The organism is Longispora sp. NPDC051575 (assembly GCF_040681875.1).
Classification (GTDB): Bacteria; Actinomycetota; Actinomycetes; order Mycobacteriales; family Micromonosporaceae; genus Longispora.
In genome coordinates, this window is record NZ_JBFAZP010000008.1 from 588,878 (window position 1) to 605,933 (window position 17,056).

The window sequence follows — 17,056 nt, forward strand, 5'->3', positions numbered from 1 at the left end:
GCCACCCGGCACCGCGTTGTCAGACCGGGGTCTTCTCCCGCGCGGAGCCCGCCCGCTGCCGGGGGATGCCCGCCGTGACGGGGGCCGTCTCCGGGACCGCCGGCTTCCGGTTGTGCCACCACGAGTTGATCCGGCTGGTGAGGAACAGGGCCAGCGCGGCGGTCGCGAACCCGGCTGCGACGTCCACGGCGTAGTGCACCCGCAGGTACATGGTCGAGACGTACAGGCCGAGCGCGACCGGCAGGTACGTCCAGAACAGCCGGCGCGCGTCCCGCCACATCAGGCCCAGCACGACCGTGGTCATCGCGGTGTGCAGGCTGGGGAACGCGTCCCGGGCGCTGCCCTTCATCTTGTTCAGGGTGTCCAGCAGCCCGCCGTGCCCCCAGTCGGTCAGCGGGTCGGGGTACAGGTGCGCCTGGAAGATGTACGGGCCGACGGCGGGGACGAGCAGGTAGCCGCAGTACCCGATGAAGGCGGTGATCGCGATGGCCAGCGAGAAGTCCCGGAACGCGTCCATCCGCCCCCGCAGGTACTGCAGCCCGGCGTAGACCGGCGGCGCGAACGCGTAGCTCACGTAGCAGTACGTCAGGATCGTGGTCATCTGGGGCGAGCCGATGTGGTCGTTGAGCCACCGGCTGACGTCCGTACCGAACACGGCGTGGTCGATGGCGACCAGATGCCGGTCGACGACGTCGGGGCGCAGGATCGGCGTCAGGTCGTGCAGCGCCTCGTAGATCGCCATGCACGCGAACAGCGGGCTGAACTCGCGGAGCGTGCGGCCGAGGGTGCGCCAGCCGGCGTTGGCCCGGTGCCGGTGGCTCGCCGGCCACGGGCCGGTCCCGCCGTGCACCCGGGGATTGAGGAGCGCGGGGTGCACGGTGTCGAGGCGGGCCCGCCAGTAGGCCCGGGCGTAGACCACGGCGCACATGCCGGCGACGATCGCGGGGAACCGGACGTCGCTGACCAGACCGAGCAGTGTGGCGTAGCCCTCGCCCGTGTAGACCATGAGGACGATGAGCACCACACCAAAGAACAGGAAAAGACATTCTTCCGGACGAAGGACTCGCCGAATGTCTCTTACAATCCCCGAATTCAGCATCCGGGGATCGTACTTCGCCTGATCGACGGACGTCGCGCCGGTAAACGGCGGGAGACCCGGCTCACGGGGGCCGGCGCGCCGGGCCGGCGTTCCATGATGGTCGGCCCGTTTCGCCCCCCGTCGGCGGTGGCGGACGGGGGCTCCGAACCGCGTGGGAAGAGGCCCCGTGCCGCACGGATCAGAGCCGCGCGGCCCGTGGTGGCCGCCCGGCTTTTTCTCATTCTGTGGGCTGGTTTTTCTTCGCGTGTCGTGATTGCGGAATAAAAGGGAATAGATACCCTTGGGGCGCTTTGACCCATCGGCCTCGGGGGGCGTCGTGAGGGTAGACCGCACAACCAGAATGGGCGCGGCGGCCATCGCCGTCGGGCTCACGGCGGCGACGGCGTTCTCGTTGGCGGTGGGACTGCCGGGCTTCGCCGACCCGCTGCCGGGCGGCCTGGGGCCCTGCGTGCCGGGCAAGTGCCCCGCCAACTGGACTGACCCCAACAGCGACCCCATCGTGTCGTACGACGACGGGATCAACACCTTCGTCGGCGCCGACTACCTGGTCCGGGAGAAGGTCGCCGAGTCCGAGGGCAAGATCGTGGTGCTCGGCAACTTCGACATGAACAAGGACACGACCAGCGGCCTGATCTACAACGTCGGGGTCGTCGGCGCGGGTTCGCGGGTCCCGCCCTCGCCGAACACGGACTACCTCACCGTCGGCGGCAACGTGTCCGTCGCGGCCAACCAGACGCTGGCGGCCGACGGGGGCGTGGTCAGGTACGCGGGGACGCTGACCGGCAACGTCACCGACACCTCGGTGAAGGACGTCAACGCCGTCGCCGGGTACGCCAACCTGCGCGGCGAGCTCGAGACCGCCTCGAAGTGCTACGCCGACACCAGTCGGGTCGCCCCGACCGGCACCTTCAAGGTGGAGTTCTCGACCGCCACCTTCACCGGCGACGGCAGCTCGATGCTCCAGGTGATCAACGTCGACGCCGACATCGTCGCGGCCAACGGCACCAGCGCCGTGGACATGGTCTTCGCGAACATGCCGGCCGCGGCCACGATCCTGATCAACGTCGTCAAGACCGGCACCCTGATCGTGCGGACCACGAGCGGGGCCGAGGCGAACTGGAAGCCGTTCCGCCAGAAGCTGCTGTGGAACGTGCCCTCGGCGGACACGATCGCGTTCGACGGGGCCGGCCAGTACCAGGGGAGTGTGCTCGTCGGAAACCCCGCGAGCATGACCACGGTCCGGATGCCCGGCATGAACGGGCGGTTCTTCACCACGGGCGGGCTGACCCACGCCTCGCTGGTGAGCGGGGGTGGCGGGCAGGAGCTGCACTCGTATCCGTTCGACGGGGATCTGCCCCGGTGCGGCAACCCGACTCCGACTCCTACGGCGAGCCCGAGCCCTAGCGCCAGCCCGAGCCCGAGCCCGAGCCCGAGCCCCAGTCCGAGCCCGAGCCCGAGTCCCAGCCCGAGCCCGAGTCCGAGCCCGAGTCCGAGCCTCAGCCCGAGCCCCAGTCCGAGCCCGAGTCCTAGCCCCAGTCTCAGCCCGAGCCCGAGCCCGAGTCCCAGTCCCAGTCCCAGCCCGAGTCCTAGCCCGAGCCCGAGTCCCAGCCCGAGTCCCAGCCCGAGCTTGAGTCCGAGTCCTAGCCCGAGCCTGAGTCCTAGCCCGAGCCTGAGTCCTAGCCCGAGCCTGAGTCCTAGTCCGAGCTTGAGTCCGAGCCCGAGTCTCAGCCCGAGCGCGAGTTCCAGCCCGAGCCCGAGCGCAACGCCCACGGCCACCCCGACGGCCACCCCCACCCCGGTCCCGTCGATGTCCAACGGCCCCACGACCGGTACCCCCGTGGTGGTTCCCACCACCCCCGGACCCGGACCCGACGGCCTCGTCGTGACCGGCGGCAGGATCGGGCTCCTGGTCGGAGTGGCCGTGAGCATGGTCCTGGCGGGTGTGGGCCTGCTGCTCGCACTGCGACGGAGAGTGACCGACTAGGGCACTGACCCGACCACCGGAGGCGCGTCCCGAACGCGCCTCCGGTGGTCCGTGGGACGACACGACCGGCTGGTGGGACGACACGCCGAACGAAAAAAGGTCGCCCCGGTGAGCGGGACGACCGTCGTTCTGTGTGCCCCCGGTGGGATTCGAACCCACACTGGCGGTGGTTTGAGCACCGTGACTCTGCCGATTGGTCTACAGGGGCGCAAGGCGGGGTTCAGCATACCCACTACGCTGAGGCCGACAGTAGTGACCCGCCAGGAGGTACCCGACCGTGAGTAGCGAAGCCCAGGCCAGCCGGGTTCTGATCGCCGAGGACGAGGCCCTGATCCGGCTCGACCTCGCCGAGATGCTCACGGAGGAGGGTTATGACGTCGTGGGAGAGGCCGGCGACGGGGAGACGGCGGTCCGACTAGCCGAGGAACTGCGCCCGGATCTCGTCATCATGGACATCAAGATGCCGATCATGGACGGCATCGCGGCGGCGGAGAAGATCGCCGGCGCGCGGATCGCCCCCGTGGTCATCCTGACCGCGTTCAGCCAGCGCGACCTCGTCGAGCGGGCCCGGGCGGCCGGGGCGATGGCGTACCTGGTGAAGCCGTTCCAGAAGAGTGACCTGGTTCCGGCCGTGGAGATCGCGCTGTCCCGGTTCGCGGAGCTGCACGCGCTGGAGTCCGAGGTCGCGAGCCTGACGGACCGGCTGGAGACCCGCAAGGTGGTGGAACGGGCAAAGGGGCTGTTGATGGCACAGTTCAACATGACCGAACCCCAGGCTTTCCGCTGGATCCAGAGCGCCGCGATGGACCACAGGATGTCCATGCGGCAGGTCTCGGACCGCATAATCGCTGATCAGACGGGTTCGGACAGCGTCGGTTCCGAAGATCAGCAAAAGAAAACGTAACGTTTTGGGTGTGCCTCGGTGCAAGGTGTTTCCCTCGGCCCCGATTTCGGAGTAGCTTTCCGCCGCACGGACTGGTGTGTGTCCCCGTTCACATTGCGTGGACCACGCCGGCCAACCGACGGAGGAGGGCTCGGAGCCTTGAGGCAGACATTTGTACGGGCGTTCGGCGGCGCAGCGGTACTCGCGCTCGCCCTGGGCGCCAGCGCCGGCTGCGTGAAGAGCGGCGAAGACGCGAACAAGGCGGGCAAGGACTGCAGTGTCAAGATCGCCTTCTTCGGCGCTCTGACCGGTCCGAACGCCGCGCTGGGCATCAACATCCGCGACGGGGCGAAGCTGGCGATCGACCAGTACAACGCCGCGAAGACCGCGGACAACTGCAAGATCGAGCTCGCGAACAACGACTCGCAGGGTGACGAGAAGGCCGCCCCGGGTATCGCGGACGCGATCGTGCAGGACACCAAGATCATCGGTGTCGTCGGCCCCGCGTTCTCCGGTGAGTCGAAGGCCGCCAACGGCAAGCTCTCCGACAACGGCGTCACGATCATCACCCCGTCGGCCACCAACCCGACGCTCGCCGACCAGGGCTGGAAGACGTTCCACCGCGCCCTCGGCAACGACGCGGCGCAGGGCCCGGCGGCCGGCCGTTACATCAAGGACGTCCTGAAGGCTCAGAAGGTGTTCGTCATCGACGACACCTCCGAGTACGGCAAGGGCCTGGCCGACGAGGTCAAGAAGACCGTCACCCCGGTCGCGACCGGTACGACGAGCAAGGGTCAGACCGACTTCTCCGCCCTGATCACCCAGATCAAGTCCTCGGGCGCCGACGCGGTCTACTACGGCGGCTACTACGCCGAGGCCGGCCCGTTCGTCAAGCAGCTCCGTGGCCAGGGCGTCAAGGCGACCTTCGTCTCGGGCGACGGCGTCAAGGACGACAAGTTCATCGAGGGTGCGGGCAAGGACGCGGCTGAGGGCGCGATCCTGACCTGCCCGTGCGTGCCGCCGGACAAGGCCGCCGGTTCGTTCGCCGCGGACTACAAGAAGGCGACCGGCAACGAGCCGGGCACCTACTCCGCCGAGGCGTACGACGCCGCGAGCATCCTCGTCGCCGCCGTCAAGGCCGGCAACATCACCCGCCCCAACGTCGAGAAGTTCGTCGACGCGTACAACGGCAAGGGCGTCACCACGACCTTCAAGTTCACCGACAAGGGCGAGATCGACCTCTCCGCCGTCGCCGTGTGGGCCTACAAGGTCGAGGGCGGCAAGATCGTCGCTCTGCAGGAGATCCCGAAGCCGTAGTAGCGCTCAGTTCGACAAGACGGATCTGGCCGGGGGCACGAGTGCCCCCGGCCAGTCCATAAGACAAGGGGCCAGTGGGGGTCTGCTGTGCATTTCGATTACTGGTTGGACAATTTCTGGAGCCTGTCGGTCGGGGGGCTGACTCAGGGCGCCATCTACGCGCTCGTCGCGCTCGGCTACACGCTCGTCTACGGCGTGCTCCGCCTCATCAACTTCGCGCACTCCGAGGTCTTCATGACCGGGACGTTCGCGGTGATCATCGCCTGGGACATGCTCGGCTACGACCTGAACGCCCAGCGTCCGGGTACCGGCGTGGTGATCGCACTCCTCGTGGCGGGCCTGGTCGCGGCGTCACTGACATCCGCGGGCACGGCGTTGCTCGTCGAGCGGGTCGCCTACCGGCCCCTCCGGCGGAAGAATCCGCCCTCCCTGGTCTTCCTGATCACGGCGATCGGCGCCTCGGTGGTGCTGTTCGAGGCCGTGGGTCTGCTGACGGACCGCAAGCTCAAGGGCGCGATCACGCTGGTACAGCCGAAAGAGGTCTTCTCGCTCTTCGGCGCGTCGGTCGACAACGTCCAGATCATGATCGTCGTCGCGGCGGTCGTGATGATGTTCGGCCTGGAGCAGTTCATCAACCGCACCCGGCTCGGCCGGGGCGTGCGCGCCGTGGCCCAGAACCCGGACGCGGCGGCCCTGATGGGCGTCAACCGCGACCGCGTGATCATGCTGATCTTCATGATCGGCGGCCTGATGGCCGGCGGCGCCGCGCTGCTGCACATCGTCAAGGTCGGCTCGGCGCAGTACGACGTGGGCTTCCTGCTCGGCGTCAAGGCGTTCGCGGCGGCCGTGCTCGGCGGCATCGGCAACCTGCGCGGCGCGCTCATCGGCGGCCTGCTGCTCGGCCTCGCCGAGAACTGGGGCGCCGGCATCTTCGGCACGATCTGGATGAACGTCGTCCCGTTCGCCGTCCTGGTTCTCATCCTGATGTTCCGGCCGACGGGTCTGCTGGGCGAGTCGATGGGGAGGGCTCGAGCATGATCGACAAGTTGCTGAAGGCCGACGGCCGTCGGCTCGGCTTCCTGGCCAAGATGGGGGACCGCTGGCGGGCGATCCCGAAGGGCTGGCGGTTCGCCGCTGGGCTCGCGTTCGTCCTGCTGCTGGTGGTGCTGCCCCGGGTCCAGATCCCGATCATCGACCCGATCATCCGGACCACGAAGATCGACTTCACCACGGTGCTGTTCACGGTCGCGATGTACATCGTCGTCGCGGTGGGCCTCAACGTCGTCATCGGCCTCGCGGGCCTGCTCGACCTCGGTTACATCGGGTTCTTCGCCGTCGGCGCGTACTCGGTGGCCCTGTTCGGCTCCCCGCAGTCGCCGCTGGCCACCAAGTACCCGTGGCTGATCTGCGTCCCGATCGCCATCGCGGTCACCATGATCTCCGGGGTGCTGCTCGGCTGGCCCACGCTGCGGGTCCGGGGCGACTACCTCGCCATCGTGACCCTGGGCTTCGGTGAGATCGTCCGGCTCGTCGCGCAGAACTCGGCGTTCACGAACGGCCAGCGCGGCATCGGCAACATCCCGTACCCGCCCGGCACCTGGCCGGAGGGCGGGGGCGGCTTCCTCGACCCCGCCTGGGGCACGCTGCCCATCTTCGGGTCGGCGACGAGCCTCGGCTGGTACTGGCTCGCCCTCGCCTGCGTCATCCTCTGCATGTACGCCTCGCGCCGCCTGGAGCACAGCCGGGTCGGCCGGGCGTGGGTCGCGATCCGCGAGGACGAGGACGCCGCCGAGATCATGGGCGTGCAGGCGTTCAAGTTCAAGCTGTGGGCGTTCGCGATCGGCGCGGCGCTCGGCGGCCTGGCGGGCGCGCTGTTCGCCGGCAAGCAGGCGTTCATGGGCTCCAACAGCTTCGACCTGCTGACCTCCATCCTGTTCGTCGCGATGGTCGTGGTCGGCGGTGCCGGCAACCTGGCCGGCGTCACGCTCGGCGCCATCCTGGTGTGGTACCTGCCGGAGCGCCTCCGCGGGATCGAACTGTTCGGCGTCGAACTCAACACCGGCGAGTACCGGCTGCTGGCCTTCGGTCTGGCACTGATCATCGTCATGACCTTCCGGCCGAAGGGTCTGCTGCCCAAGCGGTACCGCAGCTCCCAGCCGCCGGTCGTGGCAGAGGAGGCGACCGCGTGAGCGAGCAGACGAGCACCTCCGTGGCGACCGACGCCCCGACCGAGACCCTGCTGAGGGTCGACAACGTCACGCTGAAGTTCGGCGGCCTCGTGGCCCTCGACCAGGTCAACTTCGAGGTCCGCAAGGGCGAGATCCTCGGCCTGATCGGGCCGAACGGCGCGGGCAAGACCACCTGCTTCAACGTGATGACCGGCGTGTACAAGCCGACGTCGGGCCAGGTCACCTTCGACGGTGACCGGGTCAGCGGCAAGCCCCGGTACGCGATCACCCGGATGGGCATCGCCCGGACGTTCCAGAACATCCGGCTGTTCCCCGAGATGACCGCGCTGGAGAACGTGCTGGTCGGCACGGACGTCCGGCACAAGACCAGCGTGCCCGGCGCGCTGTTCCGGATCAGCCGGGTCCGCGGCAACGAGCACACGCTGCCCGTGGTCCCCGAGGGTGGCAACCCGATCGTGCGTGCCTGGGCGAAGGTCCGGCTGGCGTCCGCGAGGACGTTCGGGGTGTCCCGCTACATCGCCGAGGAGCGCGCCGCGCGGGACAAGGCGCTGGAGCTGCTGACCTTCGTCGGCATCACCGCGCACGCCGACGAGCAGGCGAAGAACCTGTCCTACGGCGACCAGCGCCGGCTGGAGATCGCCCGGGCGCTGGCCACCGAGCCGAAGCTGCTCTGCCTGGACGAGCCGGCGGCCGGGTTCAACCCGACCGAGAAGGCCCGGCTGCTGGACCTGATCCGCAAGATCCGCGACCTGGGCCTGACCGTCCTGCTCATCGAGCACGACATGCGCCTCGTCATGGGGGTCACGGACCGGATCGTCGTGCTGGAGTTCGGCAAGAAGATCGCCGAGGGCAGTCCGGCGGAGGTCCGGGCGAACCCGAAGGTCGTCGCCGCGTACCTGGGGGTGCCTGAAGATGCTGCTTGAGATCGAGAACATGTCGCTGCACTACGGCCGGATCCAGGCCCTGCACGGCATCAGCGTCGAGGTCGGCGAGGGCGAGATCGTGGCCCTGATCGGCGCGAACGGCGCCGGCAAGTCCACCACGATGCGGGCCATCTCCGGGCTGCGCCCGGTGTCGCAGGGCTCGATCCGGTTCAACGGCAAGGACATCACCAAGGAGCGGGCCGACCGCCGGGTGATCCGCGGGATCAGCCAGTCGCCGGAGGGCCGGGGCGTGTTCCCGGGCATGACGGTGCTGGAGAACCTGGAGATGGGCTGCTACACCCGTCGGGACAAGGCCGGGATCAAGGCGGACCTGGAGCGGGTCTTCGGGCTGTTCCCCCGGCTGGCCGAGCGGCGCAAGCAGGTCGGCGGCACCATGTCCGGCGGCGAGCAGCAGATGGTGGCGATCGGGCGGGCACTGATGGCCCGACCCACGCTGCTCCTGCTCGACGAGCCGTCGATGGGCCTCGCGCCGATCCTGATCCAGCAGATCTTCTCGATCATCACGGAGATCAACCAGCAGGGTACGACGATCCTGCTGGTGGAGCAGAACGCGCAGCAGGCGCTTTCCCGGGCGCACCGCGCGTACGTCCTGGAAACTGGACGGATCGTCAAGTCCGGCACCGGTGCCGAGCTGCTCGTCGACCCGTCCGTGCAAGAGGCCTACCTGGGTGTGGCCTGAGCTAGTGCTCGACGTGGCCCGGCCCGCCCGCCGGGCCACGCAAACTCTGGGAGGAGACCCCGTGCGCAAGGTTCTGGCGGTTCTCGGCACGGTCGCCCTGATGGCAGGGATCGCCGGCTGCGGCGAGAAGGAGAACGCTGCCCCGAAGGCGGACGCCACCGCGAAGACGACGGTCGACAAGGCCCTCGCCGACAAGGTGCCCGCCGCGATCAAGGCCGACGGCAAGATCAGCATTGGTGTGGACTCGACGTACCCGCCGAACGAGTACCTGGACGCGGACGGCAAGACCGTGATCGGCTTCGACGTCGAGCTGTTCAACGCCGTCGCCGCCAAGCTCGGGCTCAAGACGGAGTGGACGACGAGCGCCTTCGACGACATCCTGCCCGGTGTCCAGTCGGGCAAGTACGAGGCCGGCGTCTCCTCGTTCACCATCAACGACGAGCGCAAGAAGAACACGCTGATGGTGAGCTACTTCAGCGCCGGCACGCAGTGGATCACCGCGAAGGGCAACCCGCAGAAGGTGTCCCCGGACGACGCGTGCGGCAAGAAGATCGCCGTGCAGACCGGCACCGTACAGGAGACCGAGGACCTGCCCAAGCGCCAGGCCGCGTGCAAGGCCGCCGGCAAGCCGGAGATCAAGGTCTCGCCGTACCAGGCCCAGGCCGACGCCACCGCGGCCGTCGCGTCCGGCAAGGACGACGCGATGCTCGCCGACTCCCCGGTGTGCGTCGACGCGGTCGCCAAGACCGGCGGCAAGCTGGAGCTGCAGGGCAAGATCTACGACTCGGCGCCGTACGGCTGGGTGCTGAACAAGGACCAGCAGGCGTTCGCCGAGGCGCTGCGCGACGCGCACAAGGCCCTGGTGGCCGACGGCACGTACGACACGATCCTGAAGAAGTGGAACGTGCAGGACGGCAAGCTCCCCGGCACCTCGGAGATCAACCCGTCGTGAGCGAGCGGAAGATCCCGGGCGGGGTACGGCCGATGAAGGTCGTGCCCGTCCGGCACCCGTGGCGCTGGGTCGCCGTCGTCGTGCTGGCGGTACTCGCCGCGATGTTCGTGCACCTGCTGGTGACGAACGCCGGGTTCGACTGGCCGTTCATGGTCGACAACGCGTTCCGGCCGCCCGTCATCGACGGCCTGCTGCGCGGCACGCTCGCCGGCACCGCGATCGCGATGACGATCGGCGTCGTGGTCGGCATCGTCGTGGCCGTCATGCGGCTGTCGGACAACCCCGTGTTGTCCGGCGCGGCGTGGCTGTTCACGTGGGTGTTCCGGGCGATGCCCCGGGTCGTGCTGATCGTGCTGTTCGCGAACCTCGGGTTCCTGTGGAAGCGGCTGGAGTTCGGGCTGCCGTTCGACCGCCAGCTCGGCGCGCTGTTCGGATTCGACAACTTCGAGGCGAGGCTGTTCGGCTTCGACACGGCGACCCTGCTCACCGGGTTCGTCGCGGGCATGCTGGCGCTCGGGTTGTCGGAGGCCGCGTACATGGCCGAGATCGTCCGGGCCGGCATCCAGTCCGTGGACGAGGGCCAGACCGAGGCCGCCGCCGCGCTGGGCATGCCCAAGGGCCGGATCCTGCGCCGGATCGTGCTGCCGCAGGCGATGCGGGTGATCGTGCCGCCGACCGGCAACGAGACGATCGCGATGCTCAAGGACACGTCGCTGTTGGCGTACGCGCCCGTGATCTTCGAGCTGTACTACCAGCTCAAGGCCGTCGGCACCGCGTCGTTCAACGTGTTCCCGATGCTCGTGGCCACCGCGCTGTACTACCTGTTCATCGCCAGTCTGCTCATGGTCGTCCAGTCGTTCCTGGAGCGGAAGTTCGGCGCCGGGCAACGACGCAACCAGGGCGCCTTCTGGCGGTTCGGAGGCAACCGATGATCACGATCTCCGGCGTACACAAGAGATTCGGTCTGCACGAGGTCCTCCGGGGCATCGACCTCCAGATCGCGGCGGGCGAGGTGTGCTGCGTGCTCGGCCCGTCCGGGTCCGGCAAGTCGACGCTGCTGCGCTGCGTGAACCACCTCGAGAAGATCAACGCGGGGCAGATCACGGTGGACGGGCACCTGATCGGCTACCGGCAGAAGGGCGACAAGCTCTACGAGATGCGGGAGAAGGAGATCGCCGCCCAGCGCCGGGACATCGGCATGGTCTTCCAGCGGTTCAACCTGTTCCCGCACCTCACGGCGCTGGAGAACATCATGGAGGGGCCGTCGCAGGTGCTGGGCCGTTCCCGGGCCGAGTGCAAGACGAAGGCCCTGGAACTGCTCACCCGGGTCGGGCTGGGCGACCGGGGCGGGGCCTACCCGAGCCAGTTGTCCGGCGGCCAGCAGCAGCGGGTGGCGATCGCCCGGGCGCTGGCGATGGAGCCCAAGGTGATGCTGTTCGACGAGCCGACCAGCGCCCTGGACCCGGAGCTCGTCGGCGAGGTGCTCGACGTGATGCGGGACCTGGCCCGGTCCGGCATGACGATGATGGTCGTCACCCACGAGATCGGCTTCGCCCGCGAGGTGGGCGACTCGCTGGTGTTCATGGACGGCGGCGTCATCGTCGAGGCGGGCGCGCCGCGCGAGGTGCTGGCCAACCCGCAGCACGAGCGCACCAAGGCGTTCCTGTCCAAAGTTCTCTGAAACCACTTTTCGGGTACTGCTCCGCCCCGCTGCTCCTTCGGGAGGGCGGGGCGGAGCCGTCGGCGGGGGCCGGCGGGCCGGCAGCGGGGGCCCGCGGGCCGGCAGTCCGGGGCGTGGGCCGATGCGGCCGGCGGGTGCCCGACGCGCGCGGCGTCCCGGCCGACCGGGAGAGTGGGGCGGAGCGGGTTTTGTCATAGGCAGCGACTAGGCTCACCTGCGTGAAACGGCTGCTGCTCCTCGACGGACACTCGCTGGCATACCGGGCGTACTTCGCGTTGCCCGTGGAGAATTTCGCCACCACGACGGGGCAGCCCACCAACGCTGTCTTCGGCTTCACCTCGATGCTGATCAACCTGATCCGCGACGAGAAGCCGACCCACGTCGGGGTGGCCTTCGACGTCTCCCGCCGCTCCTTCCGCACGGAGCAGTACGAGGAGTACAAGGCCGGCCGGTCCGAGACCCCCAACGAGTTCAAGGGCCAGGTCTCCCTGATCCACGAGGTGCTCAACGCCCTCGGTGTGACATATGTGGAGATGCCTGGCTTCGAGGCCGACGACATCCTGGCCACCCTGTCGACCCAGGCGGTGGCGGCCGGCTTCGAGGTGCTGATCGCCAGCGGCGACCGCGACTCGTTCCAGCTGGTCAACGACAAGGTCACGGTGCTCTACCCGGTCAAGGGCGTCTCGGTGCTCAACCGGTTCGACCCGGCCGCCGTCGAGGCGAAGTACGGGGTGACCCCCGACCGCTACCCGGACCTGGCCGCCCTCGTCGGCGAGGACTCCGACAACCTGCCGGGCGTGCCCGGGGTCGGCCCGAAGACGGCCGCCAAGTGGATCAACCAGTACGGGGACCTGGACACCATCATCGCCCGGGTCGACGACATCAAGGGCAAGGTCGGCGACGCGGTCCGCGAGCACCTCGCGTCCGTGATCCGCAACGCCAGCCTGAACAAGCTGCTCCGCACCCTCGAACTGCCCTGCGCCCCCGACGACCTCACCTGGTCCGGCGGCGACCCGCAGGAGATCGACCAGGTCTTCGACACCCTCCAGTTCCGGGTGCTCCGCGAGCGGCTCACCGGCATCCTCGGCTCCGACCAGCCGGAGGCCGCCGACGCCATGGCCAGCCTCGACGGCGTGGTCCTCGGCTCCGGCGAGGTCGCCGGCTGGCTGGCCAAGCTCGGCCCCGCCACTGCGGGCCTCGCGCTCGCCGGCACCTTCGGCCGGGGCACCGGCAGCATCGACGCCATCGCGGTGTCCGGCCCCGAGTCCTCCGCCTGGTTCACCACCACCGGCCTCGACCCGGCCGACGAGGCCGCCGTCGCCGCCTGGCTGGCCGACCCGACCCGGCCGAAGACGGTCCACGACGCGAAACCGGCGCTCTGGGGCCTCAACGCGCACGGCTGGACCCTGGCGGGCCTGACCGTTGACACCGCCCTGGCCGCCTACCTGGCCCGCCCCGACGCCCGCAGCTACGACCTCGCCGAGCTGTCCCGCCGCTACCTGGGCCGCGACCTGCGCACCGACGAGCCCGCCAACGGCCAGCTCACCCTCGACGGCCTCGGCGCCGACTCCGACAGCGAGGCCCAGGCGCTCATGCTCCGCGCCGCCGCCACCCGCGAGCTCGCCGAGACCTTGACCACCGAGCTCGCCGGTCAGGGCGCCGCGGGTTCGCTGCTCGTCGACCTGGAGCAGCCCCTCGGCGTGCTGCTCGCCGGGTTGGAGGGCGCGGGCATCGCCGCCGACACGGAGTACCTGTCGGAGCTGGAGGCGCACTTCGCGGCCGAGGTGAAGTCGGCCGCCGAGCTGGCGTACTCGGTGGCGGGCCGCGAGTTCAACCTCGGCTCCCCGAAGCAGTTGCAGCAGCTCCTGTTCGACGAGCTGGGGCTGCCGAAGACCAAGAAGATCAAGACGGGGTACACGACCGACGCCGACGCCCTGCAGGGCCTGTTCGAGAAGACCCAGCACCCGGTCCTGGAGCACCTGCTCCGGCACCGCGACGTCGCCCGGCTCAAGTCCACCGTCGAGGGCCTGCTCAAGAGCGTCTCCGACGACGGCCGGATCCACACCACCCTCAACCAGACGGTGGCCGCGACCGGCCGGCTGTCCTCCACCGACCCGAACCTGCAGAACATCCCGATCCGCACCGAGGAAGGTCGCCGGATCCGGCGCGCCTTCGTCGTCGGCAACGGCTACGAGACCCTCCTGACGGCCGACTACAGCCAGATCGAGATGCGGATCATGGCGCACCTCTCCGAGGACGCCGACCTGATCGCCGCGTTCCAGTCCGGCGAGGACCTGCACACCACGGTCGCCCGCAAGGTCTTCGAGACCGACGAGGTCACCCCGGAGCACCGCCGCCGCATCAAGGCCATGTCCTACGGCCTCGCCTACGGCCTGTCCGCCTACGGCCTGTCCCAGCAGCTCGGGATCAGCCCCGGCGAGGCCCAGGTCCTGATGGACGGCTACTTCGAACGGTTCGGCGGCGTCCGCGACTACCTCCGCGAGATCGTCGTGAAGGCCCGCGCCGACGGCTACACCGAGACCCTCCTCGGCCGCCGCCGCTACCTGCCCGACCTCAACAGCGACAACCGCCAGCGCCGCGAGATGGCCGAACGGATGGCCCTCAACGCCCCGATCCAGGGCACCGCCGCCGACATCATCAAGGTCGCGATGCTCCGGGTCGACAAGGCCCTGCGCGCCGAGGGCCTCGCGTCGCGGATGCTGCTCCAGGTGCACGACGAGCTCATCTTCGAGGTCTCGCCGGGCGAGCGGGAGCGGCTGGAGGCGGTGGTGCGCCGGGAGATGGGCGCGGCGCACGAGCTGGCGGTGCCGTTGGAGGTGTCGGTGGGGGCCGGGGCGGACTGGTCGGAGGCGGGCCACTAGGCACCCGGGCCACGTGCCAGGGCTGGCCGCACGGGCCAGGTGCCGGGAGCATGGGGGCTAACGGTCGGGTCCGGTGACGGCGACTGGTGGGCGCGGTGGTGCGGGCTTGGTGCTGGCGAGCAGCTCGCTCGGTCGTCGGGCGGCCTGGTGCCGGCGAACAGGGCGCCTGATCATGGGGCGATCTGCTGCCGGCGGGGAGCTTGCCTGGTCGTGGTGTGGCTTGGTGCCGGCGGGTAGCTCGCCTGATGTCGGGGACCCAGGTCGTGGGGCGGCCCCGTGGCGGGCGGCAGGTCATCGGGGCATGAGCACAGGTCCTGACGGCTCGGGGGCGTCGACTCGTTCCACTGGGCCTATCGGTTCGAGTGTGTCCGCCGGTTCTGCGGATCCGGCGGGTTCCACAGAACCGTGTTCTCCAAGGCCGTGTTCTACAGAACGGTGCTCCCGAGGGCTGGCCGGCGCGGTTGTGGCCGTCGGGTCCGAGGGGCCGTATCGGGCGACTGCCAGGCCGGCCGCCCCGGTCGCGACCGCCAACGGCACCCACAGGGCCGCTGGGGCCATCCCGAACAGTCCCGTCAGCACCAGGGGCGCCAGGGCCTTGCCGAGCCCGGTGGACAGCTCCCAGCGGGCCAGCGCCCGCCCCAGGCGCCCGGGGGGAGCGGCGGCGATCACGAGTGCCGTGCCGGTGCCGGAGTACAGGATCTCGGCGACTGTGTAGACCACCGCGCACGCCGCGACCCCGATGGTCCCCGCGAGCCCGCCCAGGCTCCCGGCGCCGAGAAAGCCCAGGTACGCGGCGGCGAACGCGAGCCCGGCCAGCCCGAACACGCTCCGCCGGGACCGGCCCGCGAACCGGACGACCAGGGGCACCGACAGCGCGATCACCAGGACGGTGTTGCCGATGAACACGGCCCCGGGCCAGGCCGCGCCGCTGCCGAGCTGTTCGAGGAACACGGCGGGCAGCGCCACCTCGAGTACGTCGAACATGAGCGCGAACGGCAGGTTCCCCAGGAACAGCACCAGAAACGCCCGCCGCCCCCGCGCCCCACGCCTGGCGCCAGCCACCCGCCCAGTTCCCGAGCCCCCGACCGCCCCCGACTCGGAGCCCGCCCCCGACTCGGAGCCCGCCGCCGACGCCGAGGCCGCCCGCGACTCGAACCCCACCCCCGGCGCCGAGCCCACCCCCCGCGCCGAGCCCGCCCCCGATGCCGAGCCCGTCTCGGATGTGGAGCCCGCCCTCGACGCGGAGCCTGCTCTGGACCCCACCCCAAGGGCGCTCCCGTGTCCCGACCGCGCGTCGGCCGGGGCCGGGCCGTCAGCTGTCGTGCCGACTGGCTGAGCAGCCGTCGAGTTCTGGTGCGTAGATGGCGTGTCCGACGGGATCCCTCGCACCGGTGGAGCGCCCGCAAACACGACACCGGTAGCGCCCGAACCTTCCGACCGCGCGTCGGCCGGGGCCGGGCCGTCAGCCGTCGTGCCGACTGGCTGAGTAGCCATGGAGTTCTGGTGCGTAGATGGCGTGTCCGCCGGGATCCCTCGCACCGGTGGAGCGGCCGCAAACGCGACGCCGGTAGCGCTCGCACCTTCCGGCCACACGCCGGCCGGAGTCGGGGCGTCAGCCGTCGCGCGCGCGGGCCGCGTACCCGTCGAGGTTGGGGGTGTGGAATGTGTGTCCGCCAACGTCCCGCACGATCGTGACGCGCCGGCGGGCGCCGGAGTCATGGCCCGGTCACCGGCGGGATCCGAAGCCTCAGTGGTCGCGCCCGCCGACCGTGCACCCTCCGCGCACCCGACCGACCGGGCCCCGTCCACGACCGGCCCCAACGCCGGCACCCGCACCCGCCACACCAGCCCCCCGGCGACCAGGAACCCCACCCCGCTCACCACGGCCAATCCCCGCAGTGCCCCGGCCCCGCCCGCCAACGTCAGGGTCGCGATCAGTGCCCCGACCCCGAGTCCGGCGTTCCGCACTGCCCGCCCGGCGCTCAGCGCGACATCCCGTTCCCGCCCGGTGACGAGCGCGCTCACGACGGCGGCGTGCGCGGCCGGCCAGGCCTGGGTGCCGCAGCTGAGCAGCACCGCAGCGGCGACGAAGGTGCCGAGGGAGTCGGCGGCGAGCAGGACGACCACGCCCGCCGCCCGGATCAGCAGCGCGCCGATGACGGGCCACCGGCCGCCGGAGCGGTCGATCCACCGGCCCGCGAGGGGGATCGCGGCGAGTCCGACGAGGAGGCCGGCGGTGAGGGCCGCCCCGGTGGGCGCGAGTCCGAGGCCGAGGACCCGCAGGCCGTAGAGCAGCATGAACGGGCGGAGCAGGCCGGCTCCGAGGGCGTCGACGAAGAGGGCCGCGGAGTACCGTCGGCTGCCCCCGACCGCCGCCAGCGCGTGAAGTCTCATGCCCGCCACGGTGGCCGCCGGGGGACCGGGCCGGGCAGCCACTTGACGATCA

General features: G+C 70.2%; 13 protein-coding genes and 1 tRNA gene. 11 read left to right on the forward strand and 3 right to left on the reverse strand.

The annotated features are described in order from the left end of the window. Positions 1-19: 19 nt before the first annotated feature. A complete protein-coding gene (locus AB0M43_RS26850; RefSeq protein ID WP_363728512.1) occupies positions 20-1,021 on the reverse strand; it encodes a phosphatase PAP2 family protein in 1,002 nt (333 codons plus the stop codon). Between the two features lie 394 nt (positions 1,022-1,415). On the opposite strand from AB0M43_RS26850, the gene AB0M43_RS26855 reads away from it, so the two are divergent. Beyond that, positions 1,416-3,083, forward strand: a complete 1,668-nt coding sequence (locus tag AB0M43_RS26855) for a choice-of-anchor A family protein (RefSeq protein ID WP_363728513.1) — start codon at positions 1,416-1,418, stop codon at positions 3,081-3,083. A 134-nt stretch (positions 3,084-3,217) separates the two neighbouring features. Here the strand turns inward: AB0M43_RS26855 and AB0M43_RS26860 are convergent. After that, a tRNA-Leu gene (locus tag AB0M43_RS26860) sits at positions 3,218-3,291 on the reverse strand. Positions 3,292-3,360: 69 nt separating this feature from the next. Here AB0M43_RS26860 and AB0M43_RS26865 point away from each other — a divergent pair. The 10 genes from AB0M43_RS26865 (at position 3,361) to polA (ending at position 14,610) form a co-directional block, all read left to right on the forward strand. Then, positions 3,361-3,987: a response regulator gene (locus tag AB0M43_RS26865; protein WP_363728514.1), complete on the forward strand. Its 627-nt coding sequence runs from the start codon at positions 3,361-3,363 to the stop codon at positions 3,985-3,987. Positions 3,988-4,125: 138 nt separating this feature from the next. After that, positions 4,126-5,283 carry a branched-chain amino acid ABC transporter substrate-binding protein gene (locus AB0M43_RS26870; RefSeq protein WP_363728515.1) on the forward strand — a complete coding sequence of 386 codons (1,158 nt, stop codon included), beginning with the start codon at positions 4,126-4,128 and terminating at the stop codon, positions 5,281-5,283. 87 nt (positions 5,284-5,370) lie between these two features. Then, positions 5,371-6,321 (forward strand): branched-chain amino acid ABC transporter permease, encoded by a 951-nt coding sequence (locus tag AB0M43_RS26875; RefSeq protein WP_363728516.1) that lies wholly within the window; start codon positions 5,371-5,373, stop codon positions 6,319-6,321. A 50-nt stretch (positions 6,322-6,371) separates the two neighbouring features. Further along, entirely contained in the window at positions 6,372-7,472 is a 1,101-nt protein-coding gene (locus AB0M43_RS26880; protein WP_363728585.1) for a branched-chain amino acid ABC transporter permease, read from the forward strand. Next, positions 7,469-8,395: an ABC transporter ATP-binding protein gene (locus AB0M43_RS26885; protein WP_363728517.1), complete on the forward strand. Its 927-nt coding sequence runs from the start codon at positions 7,469-7,471 to the stop codon at positions 8,393-8,395. Before AB0M43_RS26880 ends, AB0M43_RS26885 begins: the two co-directional genes overlap by 4 nt. After that, positions 8,385-9,095, forward strand: a complete 711-nt coding sequence (locus AB0M43_RS26890) for an ABC transporter ATP-binding protein (RefSeq protein WP_363728518.1) — start codon at positions 8,385-8,387, stop codon at positions 9,093-9,095. The genes AB0M43_RS26885 and AB0M43_RS26890 overlap by 11 nt, the downstream gene beginning before the upstream one ends. 61 nt (positions 9,096-9,156) lie before the next feature. Beyond that, the gene (locus AB0M43_RS26895) at positions 9,157-10,047 is read left to right on the forward strand and encodes an ABC transporter substrate-binding protein (protein ID WP_363728519.1); all 891 of its coding nucleotides are present in this window, start codon (positions 9,157-9,159) and stop codon (positions 10,045-10,047) included. Between the two features lie 32 nt (positions 10,048-10,079). Beyond that, positions 10,080-10,979 (forward strand): amino acid ABC transporter permease, encoded by a 900-nt coding sequence (locus AB0M43_RS26900; protein WP_363728586.1) that lies wholly within the window; start codon positions 10,080-10,082, stop codon positions 10,977-10,979. Further along, positions 10,976-11,728, forward strand: coding sequence for an amino acid ABC transporter ATP-binding protein (locus AB0M43_RS26905; RefSeq protein ID WP_363728520.1), 753 nt, complete (start codon positions 10,976-10,978; stop codon positions 11,726-11,728). Before AB0M43_RS26900 ends, AB0M43_RS26905 begins: the two co-directional genes overlap by 4 nt. Before the next feature lie 218 nt (positions 11,729-11,946). Beyond that, positions 11,947-14,610: a DNA polymerase I gene (gene polA, locus AB0M43_RS26910; protein WP_363728521.1), complete on the forward strand. Its 2,664-nt coding sequence runs from the start codon at positions 11,947-11,949 to the stop codon at positions 14,608-14,610. Between the two features lie 291 nt (positions 14,611-14,901). Here polA and AB0M43_RS26915 read toward each other — a convergent pair whose 3' ends face one another. Continuing rightward, the gene (locus AB0M43_RS26915) at positions 14,902-17,004 is read right to left on the reverse strand and encodes an MFS transporter (protein ID WP_363728522.1); all 2,103 of its coding nucleotides are present in this window, start codon (positions 17,002-17,004) and stop codon (positions 14,902-14,904) included. Positions 17,005-17,056 lie beyond the last annotated feature (52 nt).

Excerpts from the sequence above, each read along its gene's own strand:
- AB0M43_RS26880 (WP_363728585.1), top strand. The coding sequence starts at position 6,372 with ATGGGGGACCGCTGGCGGGCGATCCCGAAGGGCTGGCGGTTCGCCGCT.
- AB0M43_RS26890 (WP_363728518.1), top strand. The coding sequence starts at position 8,385 with ATGCTGCTTGAGATCGAGAACATGTCGCTGCACTACGGCCGGATCCAG.
- AB0M43_RS26900 (WP_363728586.1), top strand. The coding sequence starts at position 10,080 with ATGAAGGTCGTGCCCGTCCGGCACCCGTGGCGCTGGGTCGCCGTCGTC.
- AB0M43_RS26905 (WP_363728520.1), top strand. The coding sequence starts at position 10,976 with ATGATCACGATCTCCGGCGTACACAAGAGATTCGGTCTGCACGAGGTC.
- AB0M43_RS26915 (WP_363728522.1), bottom strand. The coding sequence starts at position 17,004 with ATGAGACTTCACGCGCTGGCGGCGGTCGGGGGCAGCCGACGGTACTCC.